The 18,627-nt window shown below is 41.5% G+C and carries 20 protein-coding genes and 1 tRNA gene; 7 read left to right on the top strand and 14 right to left on the bottom strand.

All coding sequences use genetic code 11. The features are described from left to right. Window positions 1–204 precede the first annotated feature (204 nt). From adhP to serS, 6 genes are all read left to right on the top strand, one after another. Window positions 205–1,227 (top strand): alcohol dehydrogenase AdhP, encoded by a 1,023-nt coding sequence (adhP, locus tag AC3E8G_RS06820; protein WP_490677323.1) that lies wholly within the window; start codon window positions 205–207, stop codon window positions 1,225–1,227. 354 nt (window positions 1,228–1,581) lie between these two features. After that, window positions 1,582–2,571: a PTS sugar transporter subunit IIB gene (locus tag AC3E8G_RS06815; RefSeq protein ID WP_490677322.1), complete on the top strand. Its 990-nt coding sequence runs from the start codon at window positions 1,582–1,584 to the stop codon at window positions 2,569–2,571. Between the two features lie 27 nt (window positions 2,572–2,598). Then, entirely contained in the window at window positions 2,599–3,402 is an 804-nt protein-coding gene (locus AC3E8G_RS06810) for a PTS mannose/fructose/sorbose transporter subunit IIC (protein ID WP_006596895.1), read from the top strand. An 18-nt stretch (window positions 3,403–3,420) separates the two neighbouring features. Continuing rightward, window positions 3,421–4,332, top strand: a complete 912-nt coding sequence (locus AC3E8G_RS06805; RefSeq protein WP_006596896.1) for a PTS system mannose/fructose/sorbose family transporter subunit IID — start codon at window positions 3,421–3,423, stop codon at window positions 4,330–4,332. Between the two features lie 80 nt (window positions 4,333–4,412). After that, window positions 4,413–4,781: a DUF956 family protein gene (locus AC3E8G_RS06800; protein WP_006596897.1), complete on the top strand. Its 369-nt coding sequence runs from the start codon at window positions 4,413–4,415 to the stop codon at window positions 4,779–4,781. A 218-nt stretch (window positions 4,782–4,999) separates the two neighbouring features. Next, window positions 5,000–6,277 carry a serine--tRNA ligase gene (gene serS, locus AC3E8G_RS06795; RefSeq protein ID WP_006597414.1) on the top strand — a complete coding sequence of 426 codons (1,278 nt, stop codon included), beginning with the start codon at window positions 5,000–5,002 and terminating at the stop codon, window positions 6,275–6,277. Window positions 6,278–6,314: 37 nt separating this feature from the next. Here serS and AC3E8G_RS06790 read toward each other — a convergent pair whose 3' ends face one another. The 13 genes from AC3E8G_RS06790 to AC3E8G_RS06730 form a co-directional block, all read right to left on the bottom strand. After that, window positions 6,315–7,085, bottom strand: coding sequence for an acetyl-CoA carboxylase carboxyl transferase subunit alpha (locus tag AC3E8G_RS06790; RefSeq protein WP_006596899.1), 771 nt, complete (start codon window positions 7,083–7,085; stop codon window positions 6,315–6,317). Beyond that, window positions 7,085–7,945 (bottom strand): acetyl-CoA carboxylase, carboxyltransferase subunit beta, encoded by an 861-nt coding sequence (gene accD / locus AC3E8G_RS06785; RefSeq protein WP_006597410.1) that lies wholly within the window; start codon window positions 7,943–7,945, stop codon window positions 7,085–7,087. Before accD ends, AC3E8G_RS06790 begins: the two co-directional genes overlap by 1 nt. An 88-nt stretch (window positions 7,946–8,033) precedes the next feature. Beyond that, window positions 8,034–9,401, bottom strand: a complete 1,368-nt coding sequence (locus tag AC3E8G_RS06780; protein WP_048715214.1) for an acetyl-CoA carboxylase biotin carboxylase subunit — start codon at window positions 9,399–9,401, stop codon at window positions 8,034–8,036. Between the two features lie 10 nt (window positions 9,402–9,411). Beyond that, entirely contained in the window at window positions 9,412–9,834 is a 423-nt protein-coding gene (gene fabZ, locus AC3E8G_RS06775; RefSeq protein WP_006596902.1) for a 3-hydroxyacyl-ACP dehydratase FabZ, read from the bottom strand. After that, a complete protein-coding gene (gene accB, locus AC3E8G_RS06770) occupies window positions 9,831–10,313 on the bottom strand; it encodes an acetyl-CoA carboxylase biotin carboxyl carrier protein (RefSeq protein ID WP_023027706.1) in 483 nt (160 codons plus the stop codon). Before accB ends, fabZ begins: the two co-directional genes overlap by 4 nt. A 1-nt stretch (window position 10,314) precedes the next feature. Then, entirely contained in the window at window positions 10,315–11,547 is a 1,233-nt protein-coding gene (gene fabF, locus AC3E8G_RS06765) for a beta-ketoacyl-ACP synthase II (protein WP_023022242.1), read from the bottom strand. Window positions 11,548–11,565: 18 nt separating this feature from the next. Continuing rightward, window positions 11,566–12,300, bottom strand: a complete 735-nt coding sequence (gene fabG / locus AC3E8G_RS06760) for a 3-oxoacyl-[acyl-carrier-protein] reductase (RefSeq protein ID WP_006596905.1) — start codon at window positions 12,298–12,300, stop codon at window positions 11,566–11,568. Between the two features lie 12 nt (window positions 12,301–12,312). Beyond that, entirely contained in the window at window positions 12,313–13,233 is a 921-nt protein-coding gene (gene fabD, locus AC3E8G_RS06755) for an ACP S-malonyltransferase (RefSeq protein ID WP_023027705.1), read from the bottom strand. A 24-nt stretch (window positions 13,234–13,257) separates the two neighbouring features. Further along, window positions 13,258–14,223: an enoyl-[acyl-carrier-protein] reductase FabK gene (fabK, locus tag AC3E8G_RS06750; RefSeq protein WP_023027704.1), complete on the bottom strand. Its 966-nt coding sequence runs from the start codon at window positions 14,221–14,223 to the stop codon at window positions 13,258–13,260. A gap of 110 nt (window positions 14,224–14,333) precedes the next feature. After that, on the bottom strand, window positions 14,334–14,558 hold the full coding sequence (locus AC3E8G_RS06745; RefSeq protein ID WP_003003892.1) for an acyl carrier protein: 225 nt from the start codon (window positions 14,556–14,558) through the stop codon (window positions 14,334–14,336). Window positions 14,559–14,613: 55 nt separating this feature from the next. Further along, window positions 14,614–15,588 (bottom strand): beta-ketoacyl-ACP synthase III, encoded by a 975-nt coding sequence (locus AC3E8G_RS06740; RefSeq protein ID WP_490677321.1) that lies wholly within the window; start codon window positions 15,586–15,588, stop codon window positions 14,614–14,616. Beyond that, a complete protein-coding gene (gene fabT / locus AC3E8G_RS06735) occupies window positions 15,588–16,022 on the bottom strand; it encodes a fatty acid biosynthesis transcriptional regulator FabT (RefSeq protein WP_042507432.1) in 435 nt (144 codons plus the stop codon). The genes AC3E8G_RS06740 and fabT overlap by 1 nt, the downstream gene beginning before the upstream one ends. Before the next feature lie 98 nt (window positions 16,023–16,120). Further along, window positions 16,121–16,912 carry an enoyl-CoA hydratase gene (locus tag AC3E8G_RS06730; RefSeq protein ID WP_129822877.1) on the bottom strand — a complete coding sequence of 264 codons (792 nt, stop codon included), beginning with the start codon at window positions 16,910–16,912 and terminating at the stop codon, window positions 16,121–16,123. 213 nt (window positions 16,913–17,125) lie between these two features. Between AC3E8G_RS06730 and AC3E8G_RS06725 the strand changes: the two genes are divergently transcribed. Continuing rightward, the gene (locus tag AC3E8G_RS06725; protein ID WP_490677320.1) at window positions 17,126–18,475 is read left to right on the top strand and encodes an aspartate kinase; all 1,350 of its coding nucleotides are present in this window, start codon (window positions 17,126–17,128) and stop codon (window positions 18,473–18,475) included. Between the two features lie 73 nt (window positions 18,476–18,548). Here AC3E8G_RS06725 and AC3E8G_RS06720 read toward each other — a convergent pair. After that, window positions 18,549–18,622: transfer RNA gene (locus AC3E8G_RS06720), tRNA-Asn, on the bottom strand. Between the last annotated feature and the right edge of the window lie 5 nt (window positions 18,623–18,627).

The raw sequence follows: 18,627 nt of genomic DNA, 5'->3' as shown, positions 1-18,627 counted from the left end.
TTTCTGAAAATAGTTTAACCGGTTAAGTTTATTTTCAGAAAATTTTCTGTGTAAACGCTTGCTAACCGATAAAGTTTGTGATAAAATTAACATAACAAAAATAAAAAAGGAGCCTAGCTCGTTTCATACGATAATGATTCAAGTGATGTTACTTCTCGTCTTATTACCGTCTCTAATCCAACTAAGCTCTTGAGGAGGAAAACTATGAAAGCTGTTGTTGTAAATCCAGAAGGTACTGGTGTTGAAATCGTTGCAAACAAAGACATGCGTCCACTTGAGACAGGGGAAGCTCTTGTTCAAATCGAATACTGTGGTGTCTGCCACACTGACTTGCACGTTGCTCATGGAGACTTCGGTAAAGTTCCAGGCCGTGTTCTTGGACACGAAGGAATCGGTATTGTTAAAGAAGTTGCTCCAGATGTTAGGAGCCTAAAAGTTGGGGATCGTGTCAGTGTCGCATGGTTCTTCGAAGGATGTGGAACTTGTGAATACTGTACAACTGGTCGTGAAACTCTTTGCCGTACTGTAAAAAATGCTGGTTACTCTGTTGATGGAGGAATGGCTGAACAATGTATCGTTACTGCGGATTACGCGGTTAAAGTACCGGAAGGATTAGATCCAGCGCAAGCTTCTTCTATTACCTGTGCAGGAGTTACAACTTACAAAGCTATCAAAGAAGCTAAAGCTGAACCAGGCCAATGGGTTGTTATCTACGGAGCTGGGGGACTAGGAAACTTGGCTGTTCAATATGCTAAGAAAGTCTTCAACGCACATGTCATCGCTGTCGATATCAACAATGATAAACTCGAATTGGCGAAAGAAGTTGGCGCAGATTTTGTCATAAATGGTCGTGAAGTCGAAGATGTTCCAGGCTTGATCAAAGAAAAAACAAATGGTGGAGCTCACTCTGCTGTCGTAACCGCTGTTTCTAAAGTAGCCTTCAACCAAGCAGTGGATTCAGTTCGTGCAGGTGGTCGCGTTGTCGCAGTCGGACTTCCTTCTGAAATGATGGACCTCAGCATTGTGAAAACAGTATTAGATGGTATCCAAGTCATAGGTTCTCTTGTAGGAACTCGTAAAGACTTGGAAGAAGCCTTCCAATTTGGTGCAGAAGGCTTGGTTGTTCCAGTCGTTCAAAAACGTCCAGTAGAAGATGCTGTCAAAGTCTTTGACGAAATGGAAGCCGGAACCATTCAAGGACGTATGGTACTTGACTTCACTAACTAATAAACGAACCTATTAGACTGGCCCAAATGGGCTGGTCTTTTTTAGTTTCTCACAAACAGGACCTGAAAAGGATTGCTATATTTTTATTTTACATATTAGAAGCTACTACTACTCTTTTCAGAAACATAGAATCCCCTTAGTTCCCCTCTTATCAAGGATTTTCGAATTTAATAACCAAAGAAGTCTACCAACATCTAAAGATAGATGTTGATACTTTAATATATTAAAGAGTCTCTTTTTCCTTTAATTTAGTACTGAAAAATTGACTTTATTATGAAAACGTTTTATAATAGATAAGCTTAAAGTTTTCTTAAACTGAAAGTCAAACAAATTTTATAAGGAGGAATGTCAATAATGAGTATTGGTATCATTATTGCTAGCCACGGTGAATTTGCAGCTGGAATCCACCAATCCGGCTCGATGATCTTTGGGGATCAAGAGAAAGTTCAAGTGGTTACGTTCATGCCAAGTGAAGGCCCGGATGATCTCTATGCTAAATTTAATGCAGCTGTTGCCGCATTTGATGCAGAAGATGAAGTCTTGGTTTTGGCTGACCTTTGGAGTGGTTCTCCATTTAACCAAGCGAGTCGCGTTATGGGAGAAAATCCAGATCGTAAATTTGCGATCATCACAGGATTAAACCTTCCAATGTTGATTCAAGCTTATACAGAGCGATTGATGGATGCAAATGCCGGCGTTGATAAAGTCGCTGCAAACATTATCAAAGAATCTAAAGATGGAATCAAAGCTCTTCCAGAAGAATTGAATCCAGTCGAAGAAGCAAGCACTGCTTCCGCTGCCCCTGTTGCCCAAGCTGCTATTCCAGAAGGAACAGTGATTGGAGATGGTAAGCTCAAGATCAACCTTGCTCGCTTAGACACTCGTCTGCTTCATGGACAAGTCGCAACTGCTTGGACACCCGATTCAAAAGCCGATCGGATCATTGTTGCTTCAGATTCAGTTGCTAAAGATGAACTCCGTAAAGAGTTGATCAAGCAAGCAGCACCGAATGGTGTGAAAGCAAACGTTGTCCCAATTCAAAAATTGATCGACGTTGCAAATGATCCACGCTTTGGTGAAACACATGCTTTGATCTTGTTTGAAACACCTCAAGATGCCCTTCGTGCCATCGAGGGTGGTGTTCCGATTAAAACCTTGAACGTTGGTTCAATGGCCCACTCAACTGGTAAAACCATGGTCAACAATGTGTTGTCAATGGACAAAGAGGATGTGGCTACATTTGAAAAAATGCGTGATCTTGGAGTCGAATTTGATGTCCGTAAAGTGCCAAATGACTCTAAGAAAGATTTGTTTGACTTAATTAACAAAGCTAACGTTCAATAATCGATTACTTACGAAAGGATTTTAAACATGTCTATTATTTCTATGGTATTAGTGGTCGTTGTTGCCTTCTTAGCAGGTCTTGAAGGTATCCTTGACCAATTCCAATTCCACCAACCACTTGTTGCTTGTACCTTAATCGGTTTGGTAACAGGTAACTTGACTGCCGGTGTTATGCTTGGTGGTTCCCTTCAATTACTTGCACTTGGCTGGGCCAACATTGGTGCCGCAGTTGCACCCGACGCTGCTCTTGCATCAGTCGCTGCTGCGATTATCTTGGTTCTTGGTGGTGACTTTAGCTCTAAAGGAATCGCTGTGGCTCAAGGTGTAGCTATTCCACTTGCAGTTGCTGGTCTTTTTTTGACCATGATCGTCCGTACTCTCTCCGTTGGTTTGGTCCACACTGCTGACGCTGCTGCTAAAAAAGGTGATATCAAAGGCGTAGAACGCGCTCACTTTGTAGCCCTTCTCCTTCAAGGTCTTCGTATCGCCATTCCTGCAGCCCTTCTTTTGATGATCCCTGCTGACACTGTTAAAGGTGCTCTTGAAGCGATGCCTGCTTGGTTGTCAGACGGTATGCAAATCGGTGGTGGTATGGTCGTAGCCGTTGGTTACGCCATGGTTATCAACATGATGGCAAGCCGTGAAGTTTGGCCATTCTTTGCCATTGGTTTTGCTCTTGCTGCCGTTAGCCAATTGACCTTGATTGCTCTTGGTGCAATTGGTGTTGCACTTGCCTTGATCTACCTTTCTCTCTCTAAGAAAGGTGGCAATGGAGGTGGCGGAGTTGCTACTTCTAATGACCCAATCGGCGATATCCTTGAAGACTATTAAGAAAGGTGTGACACTATCATGACTGAAAAATTACAATTATCTAAATCAGATCGTCAAAAAGTTTGGTGGCGTTCAACCTTCTTGCAAGGTTCTTGGAACTATGAACGGATGCAAAACTTGGGTTGGGCTTACTCATTGATCCCAGCTATCAAAAAACTTTACACGAAGAAAGAAGACCAAGCGGCTGCTCTTGAGCGTCACATGGAGTTCTTCAACACTCACCCATACGTAGCTGCTCCAATCATCGGGGTAACTCTTGCCCTTGAAGAAGAAAAAGCAAATGGCGCTGCGATTGATGATGCCGCTATCCAAGGGGTTAAGATTGGTATGATGGGACCTTTGGCGGGTATCGGAGATCCTGTCTTCTGGTTTACAGTTCGTCCAATCCTTGGAGCACTTGGTGCATCTCTTGCCTTGACTGGTAATATCCTTGGTCCACTTATCTTCTTCTTTGCTTGGAATGCGATTCGTATGTCCTTCTTGTGGTACACCCAAGAACTTGGATACAAAGCAGGTTCTGAAATTACCAAAGATATGTCTGGTGGGATCTTGCAAGATATCACTAAAGGAGCTTCTATCCTCGGGATGTTCATCCTTGCTGTCTTGGTAGAACGTTGGGTATCTATTAAATTCATCTTTAATGTTTCTTCTGTCAAATTAGACGACAAAGCTTATATCCACTGGGATAAACTTCCTGAAGGATACAAGGGTATCCAAGAAGCCTTCGCTCAAGTTGGTTCAGGTCTATCTCAAACACCTGAAAAAGTTACGACTTTCCAACAAAACTTGGATTCATTGATTCCTGGTTTGATGGGATTGCTTCTTACTTTCGCTTGTATGTGGTTGCTTAAGAAGAAAGTATCTCCAATCACTATCATCATCGCCCTCTTTGTAATCGGTGTCTTGGCACACGTTGCTGGCTTGATGTAAGCAAAGATCAACAAAAAAGAAGGTTTCGACCTTCTTTTTATTATGGTATAATGAAATGAACATTGTTACAGGAGGATCACATGGCGCAATCACAGAATAAAACCGTGGAATTCCATACCACTGGTGTCTCTTATCTAGGTGTTGGTGGAAAGGTTGGAAAAATCCTAGTTGGGAATGTCGCTTTTGAATTTTATGCGGATGCTAATGTAGAAGACTACGTCCAAATTCCCTGGAAAGAAATCGAACAGATCGGAGCCAACGTATCCGGGCGTAAAATTAGCCGCCATTTTGAAATTTACACCAAGGAAAGCAAGTTTCTATTTGCTTCTAAAGACTCGGGTAAAATCTTAAAAATTGCCCGTCAACACCTTGGAAATGATAAAATTGTCAAGCTACCGACCTTGATCCAAACCATCGCAGCTAAAATTAAAAATCTATTTGCAAAATAGCTCCTTTTCTTGTATAATAAACGAAAACGGATAAGTAAATTAAGGAAATCTTTCAGAAAGTCTGCGGTTGCTGTGAGCAGATAGAGGACTTAATTGAAATTCTACCGTTTATCAAAAAATTGAAGATCAAATCAAGTGCACACCTGTGAAGTTGGATGGAACCGTGGCCCTGCCACTCCAACACTGTAACAGGTGTGCTTTTTGTTAAAGGAGAAGCTATGTTAGATATTAAACGAATTCGTACAGACTTTGATGCAGTTGCTGAAAAATTAGCGACACGCGGTGTAGATACTGCCATCTTGAACGAAATGAAAGAAATCGATGCCAAGCGACGTGACATCTTGGTCAAAGTAGAAAGCCTCAAGGCTGAGCGTAACACAGTATCTGCTGAAATCGCCCAAGCCAAACGCAACAAAGAAAATGCAGATGATAAGATTGCTGCCATGCAAACTCTTTCTGCAGAGGTCAAAGCCTTGGATGCAGAATTGGCAGAAATTGATGCGAGATTGACAGAATTTACTACGACTCTTCCAAACATCCCTGCTGATAGTGTGCCTGTTGGGGCTGATGAAGACGATAACGTAGAAGTTCGCCGTTGGGGAACTCCTCGCGAGTTTGACTTCGAACCAAAAGCTCACTGGGACCTTGGAGAAGACTTAGACATCCTTGACTGGGAACGTGGTGGTAAAGTCACTGGCGCTCGTTTCCTCTTCTACAAGGGGCTTGGAGCTCGCTTAGAACGTGCTATCTACAATTTTATGTTGGATGAGCATGGCAAGGAAGGATACACAGAAGTCATCACCCCTTACATGGTCAACCACGATTCTATGTTTGGTACTGGTCAATATCCAAAATTCAAGGAAGATACTTTTGAACTCAGCGACACCAACTATGTCTTGATTCCAACTGCTGAAGTTCCACTGACCAACTACTACCGTGATGAAATCATTGATGGTAAAGATCTACCAATCTACTTTACTGCTATGAGTCCATCTTTCCGTTCTGAAGCTGGTTCTGCTGGTCGTGATACTCGTGGTTTGATTCGTTTGCACCAATTCCACAAGGTTGAAATGGTTAAATTTGCCAAACCGGAAGAATCATATGAAGAATTGGAAAAGATGACAGCTAACGCTGAAAATATCCTTCAAAAACTCAACCTTCCATACCGTGTCATGGCTCTCTCAACGGGAGACATGGGCTTCTCAGCTGCTAAGACTTATGACTTGGAAGTCTGGATTCCAGCGCAAAATACCTACCGTGAAATCTCAAGCTGTTCCAACACAGAAGATTTCCAAGCCCGCCGTGCGCAAATCCGCTACCGTGACGAAGCAGATGGTAAAGTCAAACTTCTTCACACCTTGAACGGTTCTGGATTGGCTGTTGGACGTACCGTTGCTGCTATTCTTGAAAATTATCAAAATGAAGATGGTTCTGTAACCATTCCTGAAGTCCTTCGTCCATACATGGGTGGCGCTGAAGTCATCGCACCAAAATAAGAAAAAACTGAGTCTTGCAAATAGCAAGCTCAGTTTTTTAATATTTACGAAAACGTTGGTAACGTTGCTCTAGAAGTTCTTCGAGAGGCAAGGCTTGTAGCTCCTTCAATTCTGCTTGGATTTCCTTCTTCACTTGAGCTAGTAATTCGCCATTGGAAAAACCATGCTCCGGAATCACCTTGTCCACAATATCCATATTCAACAACTCATGCGAAGTAATCTTCATCAATTCAGCTGCTTCCATGGCACGGCTTCCGTCTTTCCAGAGAATAGAGGCAAATCCTTCTGGACTCAAAACTGCATAGATGGAGTTCTCAAGCATCCAGACCTTGTCTGCTACAGCTAAAGCAAGAGCCCCACCTGAGCCACCTTCTCCGATGATAATCGCGATAATCGGAACTTTTAAGTCACTCATTTCCATGAGGTTACGGGCAATAGCCTCACCTTGTCCTCGTTCTTCAGCGCCAACACCCGGATAAGCACCCGCGGTATTGATGAAGGTTACTACTGGACGACCAAATTTCTCCGCCTGTTTCATCAGACGCAAGGCTTTTCGATAGCCTTCAGGATGGGGTTGACCAAAGTTTCGACTGAGATTGTCTTGAAGATTCTTTCCTTTTTGAATCCCGACCACCGTCACCGCTTGTTCTCCTAGCCAACCAATTCCACCAATCACTGCACCGTCATCTCGGAAATTCCGATCTCCATGCAATTCGATAAAGTTATCAAAAATTCCATGTGCATAATCGAGAGCTGTCAAACGTCCTTGGTCACGAGCTTCTTTAATAATTTGTGTTATTCTTGTCATTACTTCCCTCCATGAAAGGCTAACAAGTCTGCGATTGTTGAACGCATTTCACTACGCTGGACAATCACATCCACAAAGCCATGCTCCTGCAAAAATTCAGCCTTTTGGAAATTATCTGGCAACTGTTCCCGTACGGTAGACTCGATCACTCTTCGACCTGCAAATCCCACAAGGGCTTGACTCTCTGCAATGATAATATCTCCTTCCATTGCAAATGACGCCGTTACCCCTCCTGTTGTTGGGTCTGTTAGAACTGTCAGATAAAATAAGCCTGCTTTTGAGTGTCTTTGAACAGCTGCAGAGATTTTAGCCATCTGCATCAAACTGACGATTCCTTCTTGCATCCGAGCTCCACCAGAAGCGGTAAAGAGCACAACTGGGAGCTTTTCTTCTGTCGCCAATTCAAATAGACGCGTAATCTTTTCACCGACCACAGAGCCCATAGAAGCCATGATGAAATTAGAATCCATAATACCGAGAGCCACTTGATGGCCCCCGATCTTTGCAGTTCCTGTTAGCACAGCTTCATCAAGTCCTGTCAATTCACGAACAGCCGCCAATTTCTTCTTGTAGTTTGGAAACTTAAGCGGGTCCTTGGTCTCAATACCCGTAAACAATTCAATAAAGCTTCCTGGATCAATTGTCAATTGAAGTCGCTCTACCGCAGATATTCGGAAGGTATAACCACACTTAGGACACAGACGTTCACTTCCTAGATCCTTTTGATAAATCGTATGTTTACAGCCCGGACACTGAGAAAACAACTCATCTGGAACCTCTGGTTTCGGCTGAGGTGCTTCAATGGCCGACCGATTGGGATTAATTCGAATGTACTTATCTTTTTTAGAAAATAAAGCCATCAACTTCTCCTTACTTGGTAAAAGAACTTTGTAATTGTGCCCGTTCATTCCTTGTGAAAATGAATCTCACATTTACAAAGTTCATTGCTTATTGATTTTTCTGATAATTTGGTAAAAATGTCTCCATCAGAAAGGCGGTATCGTAATCACCAGCAATCACATTCGAATCTGAAATCAAATCCAATTGGAAATCACTGTTAGTCATTACACCGTCAATTTCCAACTCATAGAGGGCGCGTTGCATCTTCATCAAGGCATCAAAACGATTCTCTCCATGGACAATGATTTTGGCAATCATACTATCGTAGTAAGGTGGAATCGTATAGCCAGGATAGACAGCAGAATCCACGCGCAAGCCGACTCCTCCACTTGGAAGATAGAGATTGGTGATTTTTCCTGGGCTAGGTGCAAAGTTAAAGGCAGGATTTTCTGCATTGATCCGGCATTCAATCGCATGGCCAGAAATTTGAATATCTTCTTGGCTTACAGACAATTCTTGCCCAGCAGCAATTTTAATTTGCTCTTTCACGATATCAATTCCAGTGACAAATTCTGTCACGGGATGCTCAACTTGAACCCGAGTATTCATCTCCATGAAGTAAAATTCGCCTTTACCTTCATCGTAAAGAAACTCGATTGTCCCAGCATTTTCATAGCCAACAGATTCTGCCGCGCGGACAGCTGCAGATCCGATTTGGTCTCGAATTGTCTTACCGATTGCTACGGATGGAGATTCTTCGAGGACTTTTTGGTTGTTTCTTTGAAGGGAACAATCCCGTTCACCCAAATGAACCACATGTCCAAATTGGTCAGCCAAAATTTGAACCTCAATATGACGAGCTGGGTAGATGACGCGTTCAAGGTACATAGCTCCATTGCCAAAGGCCGCCTTAGCTTCTGTCGAAGCAGATTCAAAAGCTGGAACTAGGTCCTCTGCCCGTTCTACTTTACGGATACCTTTACCGCCACCTCCAGCTGACGCCTTCAGCATAACAGGATAGCCAATCCGATCAGCAACTTCCAAGGCTTCTTCAGCTGTATGAACTTCACCATCTGATCCTGGAATCACAGGTACGCCTGCTTTGATCATTTGTGCTCGGGCATTAATTTTATCACCCATCATATCCATAACAGATCCTGATGGTCCAATAAACTTAATCCCTACTTCTTCACACATGGTGGCAAACTTCGAATTTTCACTCAAAAATCCAAATCCTGGGTGAATCGCTTCTGATCCAGTCAAAACTGCTGCAGATAAAACAGCATTCATGTTCAAATAAGACTCGGTTGACTTGGCAGGCCCAATACAAACTGCTTCATCCGCTAGTAAGGTATGCAAGGCTTCTTTATCAGCCGTTGAATAGACAGCGACTGTTTCAATTCCTAATTCACGAGCAGCTCGAATAATCCGGACCGCAATTTCACCACGATTCGCGATTAAAATTTTTCGGAACATAGAAACCTCCCTAGTTACCAATTGCAAATGTTAGGGTCCCGCTAGCAGCTAATTTCCCATCGACTTCCGCTTTTGCTTCCACGACCGCAATCGAACCACGACGCTTGACAAAGGTAGCCGTCATCACGAGCTGATCTCCCGGAACGACTTGTTTTTTAAATTTAACCTTATCCATTCCAGCGTAAAAGACTAATTTCCCTTTATTTTCTGGTTTGGATAATTCTAAGACACCGGCAGTTTGTGCCAAGGCTTCCATAATGAGGACACCTGGCATTACTGGGTAGCTTGGAAAGTGCCCATTAAAGAAGGGCTCATTGATCGTCACATTCTTAATGGCTACAATCGTATCCTCACTTGTTTCAAGGACGCGATCCACCAACAACATCGGATAGCGATGCGGAAGAGCCTCTTTAATAGCTTGAATATCGATCATTTAATCCGTACCAATCCTTTCCCAAACTCGACCATTTCTTCATTTGAAACAAGGATTTCAGTGACGATTCCATCTCTTGGCGCAGGAACTTCATTCATGACTTTCATTGCTTCAATAATCAATAAAGTTTGGCCTTTTGAAACGCTATCTCCAACCTGAACAAAAGCTGGTTTATCTGGACCTGAAGCTAAATAAGCTACACCGACAAGAGGACTTTCAACTACTTCCCCTTCTGCTGCTACTGTTGGAGCAACTTCTGGAGCTGACGGAGCAGCTGGTTCTTCTGCGAGAACAACAGGGCTTTCAACAGCGGGCGCCACTTCCTGAACTACAGGAGCTGGCGTAGCAGGTTGCGAGCTAGCTACACTGCCAGTATTTTTACTAAATGATAGCACATCCGTTGCATTTTGATAGCTAAATTCACGAAGACTGGATTGGTCAAATTGACTCATTAGGTCTTTAATTTCTTGAATATTCACTTTATCCCTCCCAACGTTTAAAGGCTAAGACAGCATTGTGTCCTCCAAATCCAAATGTATTGGAAATAGCATAGGAAATCGGACGTTCTTGCCCTTCACCAAAGATGACATTGGCTTCAATATAATCTGATAACTCTTGTGTTCCAGCAGTTTTTGGAACATATTGATGGCGAATTGCTTCAATTGTCGCAATAGCTTCAACTGCCCCTGCTGCTCCCAAGAGGTGACCTGTAAATGATTTTGTAGAAGATACTGGAACTTCTGTACCAAATACAGAAACGATTGCACCACTTTCTCCTTTTTCATTTGCTGGAGTAGAGGTTCCATGGGCGTTGACATAATCAACTTGAGCTGGTTCAATTTCTGCCTCATCCAAAGCCAACTTCATTGCCTTGATAGCACCTTGACCTTCTGGATGTGGAGAAGTCATATGGTAAGCATCACAGGTATTACCGTAGCCCACCACTTCAGCAAGAATGGTTGCACCACGTTTTTCAGCGTGTTCCAAACTTTCAAGTACCAACATACCTGATCCTTCACCCATTACAAATCCATTCCGATCTTTATCAAATGGAATAGAAGCACGAGTTGGATCTTCTGTTGTTGAAAGAGCTGTTAGGGCTTGGAAACCGGCAATTGCAAATGGCGTAATAGAAGCTTCTGAACCACCTACCAACATCAAATCTTGGAAACCAAATTTAATGGCACGGAAAGCATCCCCAATCGCATCATTGGAAGAGGCACAAGCAGTATTGATCGATTTACAAATTCCATTAGCTCCAAAACGCATAGCAACATTACCAGATGCCATATTTGGCAGAGCTTTTGGAAGGGTCATTGGTTTGACACGTTTTGGCCCTTTTTCATGCAAGCGAATCACTTGATCTTCGATTTCTTTGATACCACCGATACCAGAAGCAACAATGACACCAAAACGATCTTTATCAATAGCTTCTACATCTAAACCTGCATGATTCACAGCTTCTTGAGCGGCATACAAAGCATATAATGAGTAGTTGTCAAAGCGGTTTGTATCTTTTTTGATAAAGTATTTATCAAATGGGAAATCTTGGATTTCAGCTGCATTATGAACAGCAAAGTCACTGTGGTCAAATTTTGTAATCGGACCAATTCCAATTTTTCCTTCTTTTAAGCTATTCCAAAATTCTTCTGGAGTGTTTCCGATTGGAGATGTCAAGCCATAGCCTGTTACAACAACACGATTTAATTTCATTTCAAAACCTACCTCTTTTTATTGCATGGTTAAGCCACCATCAATTGCGATGACTTGCCCTGTTAGATATTCTTGAGTCGCAAGAAAGACTGCAACATCTGCTACTTCTTCTGTATTTCCAAATCGTTTCATTGGAATTTGAGCGAGAGACATTTCTTTAATTTTTTCCGGAAGTCCTTCTGTCATATCAGACTCAATGAAGCCCGGCGCAATGACATTGACTCGGACATTTCTACCAGCTACTTCACGCGCTACCGATTTAGAAAAACCAATCAAACCAGCTTTTGAGGCTGCATAGTTAGCTTGTCCAACATTTCCGGTTAGACCGACAACACTCGACATGTTAATGATAGCACCTTCACGCGCCTTGGTCATCGGCTTTAAGACTGATTGTGTCATATTAAAAGCACCAGTCAAATTCACCTTCAAGACTTGCTCAAAATCTTCTTCCGTCAATTTTAACATGAGCTTATCATTGGTAATCCCAGCATTGTTAACAAGGATGTCTACTGAGCCAAGTGCTTCAATCGCTTCCGCGACCATTCGTTTCGCTTCCGTAGCTTGGGATACATCCCCAGTAACGCCAACTACCTTCACACCGTATGAGGCAAATTCATCCACTAGACCTGCAGGGAGCTCTCCACGACTATTTAAGACAATGTTGGCACCTTTTGACGCAAATTTATGTGCAATAGCCAATCCAATGCCTCGACTTGAGCCAGTAACAAATACATTTTTATTCTTCAGTTCCATAGTCACCTCATCTTATTCGTTCAGTAAGGCATCAAGGCTTGCTTGATCCTCAACATTTTTCGTTGGAAGAGTTTTATCAATTTTTTTCAAGAAACCAGTCAAGACCTTACCTGGACCAATTTCAATCACTTCATCTACTCCAAACTCTTGAATCGTTGCAATCGAATCATAGAAACGAACAGGCTCCATCACCTGGCGAGCTAATAAAGCTTTGATTTCGTCTGATTTCATGATCTTTGCTTCTGTATTCCCAACCAAAGGCAAGCTAAAGTCCTTAAAAGTAACTTTTTCAAGTTCAGTCGCTAGTTTTTCACTAGCAGAAGCAAGTAAGGCCGTATGGAAAGGACCAGAGACATTTAGAGGAATCAACCGTTTTGCCCCTGCTTCTTGTAAGAGTTCAACTGCATAATCCACAGCTTCAACCTCTCCACCAATCACAATTTGGGCAGGAGTATTGTAGTTAGCTGGTGTTACAACTCCCTTTTCAGAAGCCTGTTGACAGATTTCTTCAATCAAGGCAGGATCAGTATTCATGACAGCTACCATCTTCCCGCTTCCAGCAGGCGCAGCTGTTTCCATAAATTCACCCCGCTTGGCTACCAAAGCGACTGCTTCTTCAAAAGAAAGAGCACCTGCAGCAACCAAAGCAGAATATTCTCCTAGAGAAAGACCGGCAACAATATCCGGTGTCATGCCCTTTTCTGCTAATAGACGATAAATAGCTACTGAAGTTGTCAAAATAGCCGGTTGGGTAAAGCGTGTTTGATTGAGCTTGTCTTCATCAGAATCAATCAATTCTCGTAAATCATAGCCCAAAATCTGACTTGCAGTATCAAATGTCTCCTTAACAATCGGATAAGTTGCATACAAGTCACTAGCCATCCCCAATTTTTGGGCACCTTGACCAGCAAATAAGAAAGCACGTTTTGTCACTGTCCTCTTCCTTTCCTTTACTTGTTAGAATTTGACATCTGCCCAGCGAGCTGCTTCTTTCTGAATGACTTTAGCAGCTCCAAAATAGATATCTTCCAAGATTTCAGCACAGGTTTCTTCTTTACCTACGAGACCTGCAATTTGTCCTGCCATCACAGATCCGTTATCAACGTCTCCGTCCACAACAGCATTGCGAAGAGCACCTGCTCCTAATTCTTCAATTTCTTCTTGAGTCTTCTTACCTGCCAAGAAATCTTTTTCCGCTTGGTTATAGGCAGAAGCCAATTTATTCTTAATCGCACGAACTGGATGGCCAACAACTGACGCAGACACTACTGTATCAATGTCTTTAGCTTTCAAGATTTTATTCTTAAAGTTTTGGTGAGCATTTGATTCTTTAGCTACGACAAATCGTGTTCCCACTTGAACAGCAGCTGCTCCAAGCATGAAGACTGCAGCTGCTCCAGCACCATCAGCCACACCACCAGCACCAATAACGGGAATAGAAACAGCTTCGACCACTTGACGAACCAGGGTCATGGTAGTCAATTTACCAATATGCCCACCTGCTTCCATTCCTTCAGCAATCACAGCATCCGCACCTAGTTTTTCCATCCGTTTTGCTAAAGCTACTGAAGGTACAACTGGAATAACGGTAATGCCAGCTTCGTGGAAACGATCCATATATTTCCCAGGATTCCCTGCACCAGTGGTAACAACTTTAACCCCTTCTTCGATAACCAAGTCAACAATGTCATCTGCAAAAGGAGAGAGGAGCATGATATTCACTCCAAAAGGTTTGTCAGTAATGGATTTGACACGATCAATATTCGCTTTGACAACTTCTTTAGGTGCATTTCCTCCACCGATGATCCCAAGACCACCTGCATTGGATACAGCTCCAGCAAGATCTCCATCTGCTACCCAAGCCATACCACCTTGGAAAATTGGATATTTAATGTTTAATAATTCTGTAATTCGTGTTTGCATAGTACCTTCCTCATTTTCGCTTAAGTAATAGTTTGAAAGCGGTTCTTTGCTTTGAGCGTCAAACTATTACCTAAACAAGAGAGAATATCTTTCGATACTCTCATCCATTATTATTTAGTTTTTTCTTCTACGTAAGCAACAAGGTCACCTACAGTAGACAATCCTTCTTCAGTTTCAATTTGAATGTCGAATGCATCTTCAATTTCTGAAATCACTTGGAACAAATCCAATGAATCAGCTTCAAGATCTTCAAAAGTAGACTCAAGTGTTACTTCTGATGGTTCTTTACCAAGTTCTTCAACGATAATTTCTTGTACTTTTTCAAATACTGCCATGATTGGCCTCCTTAAAATAATAAAAAATTTTTAAAATGTGTTACCACATGTTTAACTAGATTGTAACAAGAAGTGAGCCCCATGTCAAACCTCCACCAAATCCAGACAGAAGAATTGTTTGACTTCCATCCAATTTGATCAGTCCTTGGTCGACACACTCCGATAATAAAATTGGAATACTTGCGGCACTCGTGTTACCATATTCCATCATGTTTGCAGGAAGTTTTTCCCGATCAACCCCGATTTTCTTAGCCATTTTATCTAAGATACGGTCATTTGCTTGGTGCAGAAGAAAAAAATCAATCTCTTCAACAGGCACTAGAGCATCTGCTAACGTATTTTTAATACTCTTAGCCACATCCCGAATGGCAAAATCAAAGACTGCTCTCCCATCCATTGACAAATATTTTTTATCTTCTTCCTTATCAGAATATGGTGAAGATAAACCAACAGATGATGATTGAAGAACTTCTCCACGGGAACCGTCTGAAAACAGACTTTCTGCTAAAAAAGTTTGTTGCTCGGAAGCTTCCAATAAAACACCGCCAGCACCATCCCCAAACAAGACTGCTGTTGTCCGATCTTCCCAATCGATCACTTTCGATAAGGTTTCACTTCCGATAACGATTCCTCGTTTGTACTGGCCAGAGCGAATATACTTTTCAGCAGTCGCAAGCGCAAATACAAATCCACTACAAGCAGCGGTCAAATCAAAAACAAAGGCTTTAGAGGCACCAATTTTAGCTTGAACACGAGCAGCTGTAGATGGCATCATGGAATCCGGTGAAATCGTAGCAACAAAGATAAAATCCAACTGATCCGCTTGTAAACCACTTTTTTCAAGCAAGCGACGAGCCACTTCCGTAGCTAAATCGCTGGTTGATTCTGATTGAGAAATATGACGCTTCCGAATTCCTGTCCGACTAGCAATCCACTCATCACTGGTATCCATCCGTTCAGAAAGATCCTGATTGGAAATCACTTGGATTGGCGCATAATGGGCTGCCTGACTAATTTTTGCAAAAGTCATTATTTCAAATCCTCCAAGAAACGATAAAGGTTCTGCAACCCTTTTTGCATCACTTTCCGTTCATCTGGAGACATCCCATCTATAATCTGATTAACCATCCGCTTGTGAAATTGTTGGTGAAGCCGATACAAGAGTTTTCCTCTTTTGGTCAAACTCAAATGGACAACCCGACGATCAACTTCAGATCTGGTTCGTTCAATATAACCTTTTCGTTCAAGGTTATTTAAACTGGTTGTGACTGTACCTAACGTTACCATTAACGAACGCGAAATATCACTTGGAGTTGCGTTTGGTGTTGAGCCGATGACATCTATTGTGTGCATTTCCTTAATAGAAACATCATTAAATCGACTGCTACGTAAACTAGTTTCTTCGATGACTAAAACGTTGTTAAAAATGGATGTAAGGTAATCATTGACTAGTTGAAAATTCAAAAACCACACCCCCTATTCATTACTTTGATAATCGAATTTTATCAAAATTCAAAGCAAATAGCAAGTCTCAACAACAAAAACATAAAAATTTTACGTTTTTATTTTCCTATAAATTTTGGACGTCGACGCTCTGAATAGGCAATAACTCCCTCTTTAAAGTCTTCTTTTAAAGATAGATTTCTTTGCAATCTCAACTCAATTTCAGCATAGCGATCCCAATCAGTCAGCATGCTAGACCAGGCCAACTCTTTAATCGCAGCAAAAGAATTGTCTGAGCTACGTCTTAACTTCATGAGAAGTTGGTTAACAGTCTTGTCTAATTTATCTACTTCAGAAACCTTATACACAACGCCATATTCCAGAGCCTTTTCAGCACCTAATGGTTCACCGGTCATCGCTAACTGAGTTGCTCTACTCAAACCAATGGCTCTTCCTAAAAGGAAAAGACCACCAGCATCAGGAGCTAAACCTACTCCAACAAAGGCTTGAATAAACTTGGATTTATCAGAAGCAATACAAAAATCTGCTGCTACTGCCATATTAGCAGTTGCTCCTGCAACCGCACCATCTGCTACCATAATCACAGGTTTTGGAAGTTGCTTCATTTTTTTAGAGATTTGATTAACCAATTCCGCAATTTGCGTTAACGAATCGATATCATCGGCATCGACAGCCCGCTTCATCTCTGCTAAATCACCACCAACCGAAAAAACCTTACCGACTGCTTTAAATAGAATAAAACGAATATCTGGATTCTTCTCAGCTAATTCTAATGCTTCAAGGATTTCCTGACACATTGGAATGTTAAAACCATTTGAAACCTCAGGTCTATTTAAAATAATAGATGCGAGATCCTCTTCAACAGAATATATAATCGTTTCGAACACCATAAGCCACCTCTTTACTAATTAGCTGTTCAAATTGTTTGATAGTTGAACTTATTTATTTTTATATTATTTTAGCACAACTACTTTGAGAAGTAAATTACATTTTCATAACAAAGTGTCTCAGCCGAAAGACTTGCTTGATAGCAGTGCTGTTTTAGATTGTAACCAAGCTCTATCTTTGGTATAATTTAAAGAAAGTTGTGTAAAGGAGTCCACATGAAAGTAGTTAAATTTGGTGGTAGTTCATTAGCATCTGCTACCCAGTTAGAAAAAGTATTCAATATCGTTAAAGAAGATGAAGCCCGTCAATACGTGGTCGTTTCTGCTCCAGGGAAACGCAATGCGGAGGACACAAAAGTCACAGATGCCCTCATCAAGTATTTTAAAGAATATACCAACGGAAAAGATACGAACCAAAGTCAAGAATGGATTATCAATCGCTATCGATCTATTACAGAGGAGTTAGACTTAGACGAGGAAATTATCGAAGAGATTGCTAGAGATATCAAATCCCTTGCAACACTGCCCAAGTCCGACAATACTTTCTTATATGATACCTTCTTAGCTGCTGGAGAAAACAACAATGCAAAACTCATTGCAGCTTACTTTGTTAAAAAGGGTTTAGAAGCAAAATATATTCATCCAAAAGATGCAGGTATCTTTGTAACAAGCGAACCTTGCAATGCTCGCATTCTTCCTTCTAGTTATGACAAGATTGAAGAACTGAGAAATCATAATGAAATTTTAGTGATCCCTGGATTCTTTGGAATTACAAAAGAAGGACAAGTCTGTACTTTTTCAAGAGGTGGTTCAGATATTACAGGATCAATTATCGCAGCCGGAGTTAAAGCAGATCTCTACGAGAACTTTACAGACGTCGATGGTATTTTTGCAGCTCACCCAGGCATTATTAAACAGCCACATTCTATTCCTGAATTAACCTATAAAGAGATGCGGGAATTAGCCTATGCTGGCTTTAGTGTCCTCCATGATGAAGCACTCGTTCCTGCATATCGTGGAAAGATTCCAATGGTAATCAAGAACACCAACAATCCAAAACATCCAGGTACGAAGATTGTGCTGAACCATACCGATGAAAATGTTAAAGTTGTTGGAATTGCAGGAGACTCTGGATTTGTCAGCATTAATACCACCAAATACCTGATGAATAGAGAAGTCGGTTTTGGTAGAAAATTATTACAAATTTTAGAAGATTTGAACATCAGTTGGGATCACATGCCAACAGGTATTGACGACTTATCAGTCATTCTCCGTTCAAAAGAATTAACACCAATTAAAGAACAAGAAATTTTAAAACATTTAATCCAAGATTTACAAGTGGACCATGCCGAAATTGAACATGATCTTTCCATTATTATGATTGTCGGAGAGAATATGAAAAATCAAATCGGTGTAACAGCTACAGCCACAAAGGCTTTATCCGAAAATAACATCAATATCCAAATGATTTCTCAAGGATCCAGCGAAGTTTCCATCATGTTCGTCGTCAACCAAGAACAAGAAAAACAGGCTATTAAAGCTCTATACGATGTTTTCTTTAACTAAGAAAAAAGGTTCGAAAGAACCTTTTTTTAATTTATTAATAAAAGAGAAATAAAAAAACCCTTTCGGGTACTTACTCCGCCAGTAGGACTCGAACCTACGACATCATGATTAACAGTCATGCGCTACTACCAACTGAGCTATGGCGGAAAAAA

It is taken from the genome of Streptococcus sp. SCPM-O-B-15294 (M123), from assembly GCF_058200455.1.
Note: the sequence above shows the minus strand (reverse complement) of the source record. Positions and strands in the feature narration are given on the sequence as shown.

What these genes read in the sequence shown, in the direction of transcription:
- adhP (WP_490677323.1), top strand. Translation starts at nt 205, where the DNA reads ATGAAAGCTGTTGTTGTAAATCCAGAAGGTACTGGTGTTGAAATCGTT.
- AC3E8G_RS06815 (WP_490677322.1), top strand. Translation starts at nt 1,582, where the DNA reads ATGAGTATTGGTATCATTATTGCTAGCCACGGTGAATTTGCAGCTGGA.
- AC3E8G_RS06810 (WP_006596895.1), top strand. Translation starts at nt 2,599, where the DNA reads ATGTCTATTATTTCTATGGTATTAGTGGTCGTTGTTGCCTTCTTAGCA.
- AC3E8G_RS06805 (WP_006596896.1), top strand. Translation starts at nt 3,421, where the DNA reads ATGACTGAAAAATTACAATTATCTAAATCAGATCGTCAAAAAGTTTGG.
- AC3E8G_RS06800 (WP_006596897.1), top strand. Translation starts at nt 4,413, where the DNA reads ATGGCGCAATCACAGAATAAAACCGTGGAATTCCATACCACTGGTGTC.
- serS (WP_006597414.1), top strand. Translation starts at nt 5,000, where the DNA reads ATGTTAGATATTAAACGAATTCGTACAGACTTTGATGCAGTTGCTGAA.
- AC3E8G_RS06790 (WP_006596899.1), bottom strand. Translation starts at nt 7,085, where the DNA reads ATGACAAGAATAACACAAATTATTAAAGAAGCTCGTGACCAAGGACGT.
- accD (WP_006597410.1), bottom strand. Translation starts at nt 7,945, where the DNA reads ATGGCTTTATTTTCTAAAAAAGATAAGTACATTCGAATTAATCCCAAT.
- AC3E8G_RS06780 (WP_048715214.1), bottom strand. Translation starts at nt 9,401, where the DNA reads ATGTTCCGAAAAATTTTAATCGCGAATCGTGGTGAAATTGCGGTCCGG.
- fabZ (WP_006596902.1), bottom strand. Translation starts at nt 9,834, where the DNA reads ATGATCGATATTCAAGCTATTAAAGAGGCTCTTCCGCATCGCTATCCG.
- fabF (WP_023022242.1), bottom strand. Translation starts at nt 11,547, where the DNA reads ATGAAATTAAATCGTGTTGTTGTAACAGGCTATGGCTTGACATCTCCA.
- fabG (WP_006596905.1), bottom strand. Translation starts at nt 12,300, where the DNA reads ATGGAACTGAAGAATAAAAATGTATTTGTTACTGGCTCAAGTCGAGGC.
- fabK (WP_023027704.1), bottom strand. Translation starts at nt 14,223, where the DNA reads ATGCAAACACGAATTACAGAATTATTAAACATTAAATATCCAATTTTC.
- AC3E8G_RS06745 (WP_003003892.1), bottom strand. Translation starts at nt 14,558, where the DNA reads ATGGCAGTATTTGAAAAAGTACAAGAAATTATCGTTGAAGAACTTGGT.
- AC3E8G_RS06740 (WP_490677321.1), bottom strand. Translation starts at nt 15,588, where the DNA reads ATGACTTTTGCAAAAATTAGTCAGGCAGCCCATTATGCGCCAATCCAA.
- AC3E8G_RS06730 (WP_129822877.1), bottom strand. Translation starts at nt 16,912, where the DNA reads ATGGTGTTCGAAACGATTATATATTCTGTTGAAGAGGATCTCGCATCT.
- AC3E8G_RS06725 (WP_490677320.1), top strand. Translation starts at nt 17,126, where the DNA reads ATGAAAGTAGTTAAATTTGGTGGTAGTTCATTAGCATCTGCTACCCAG.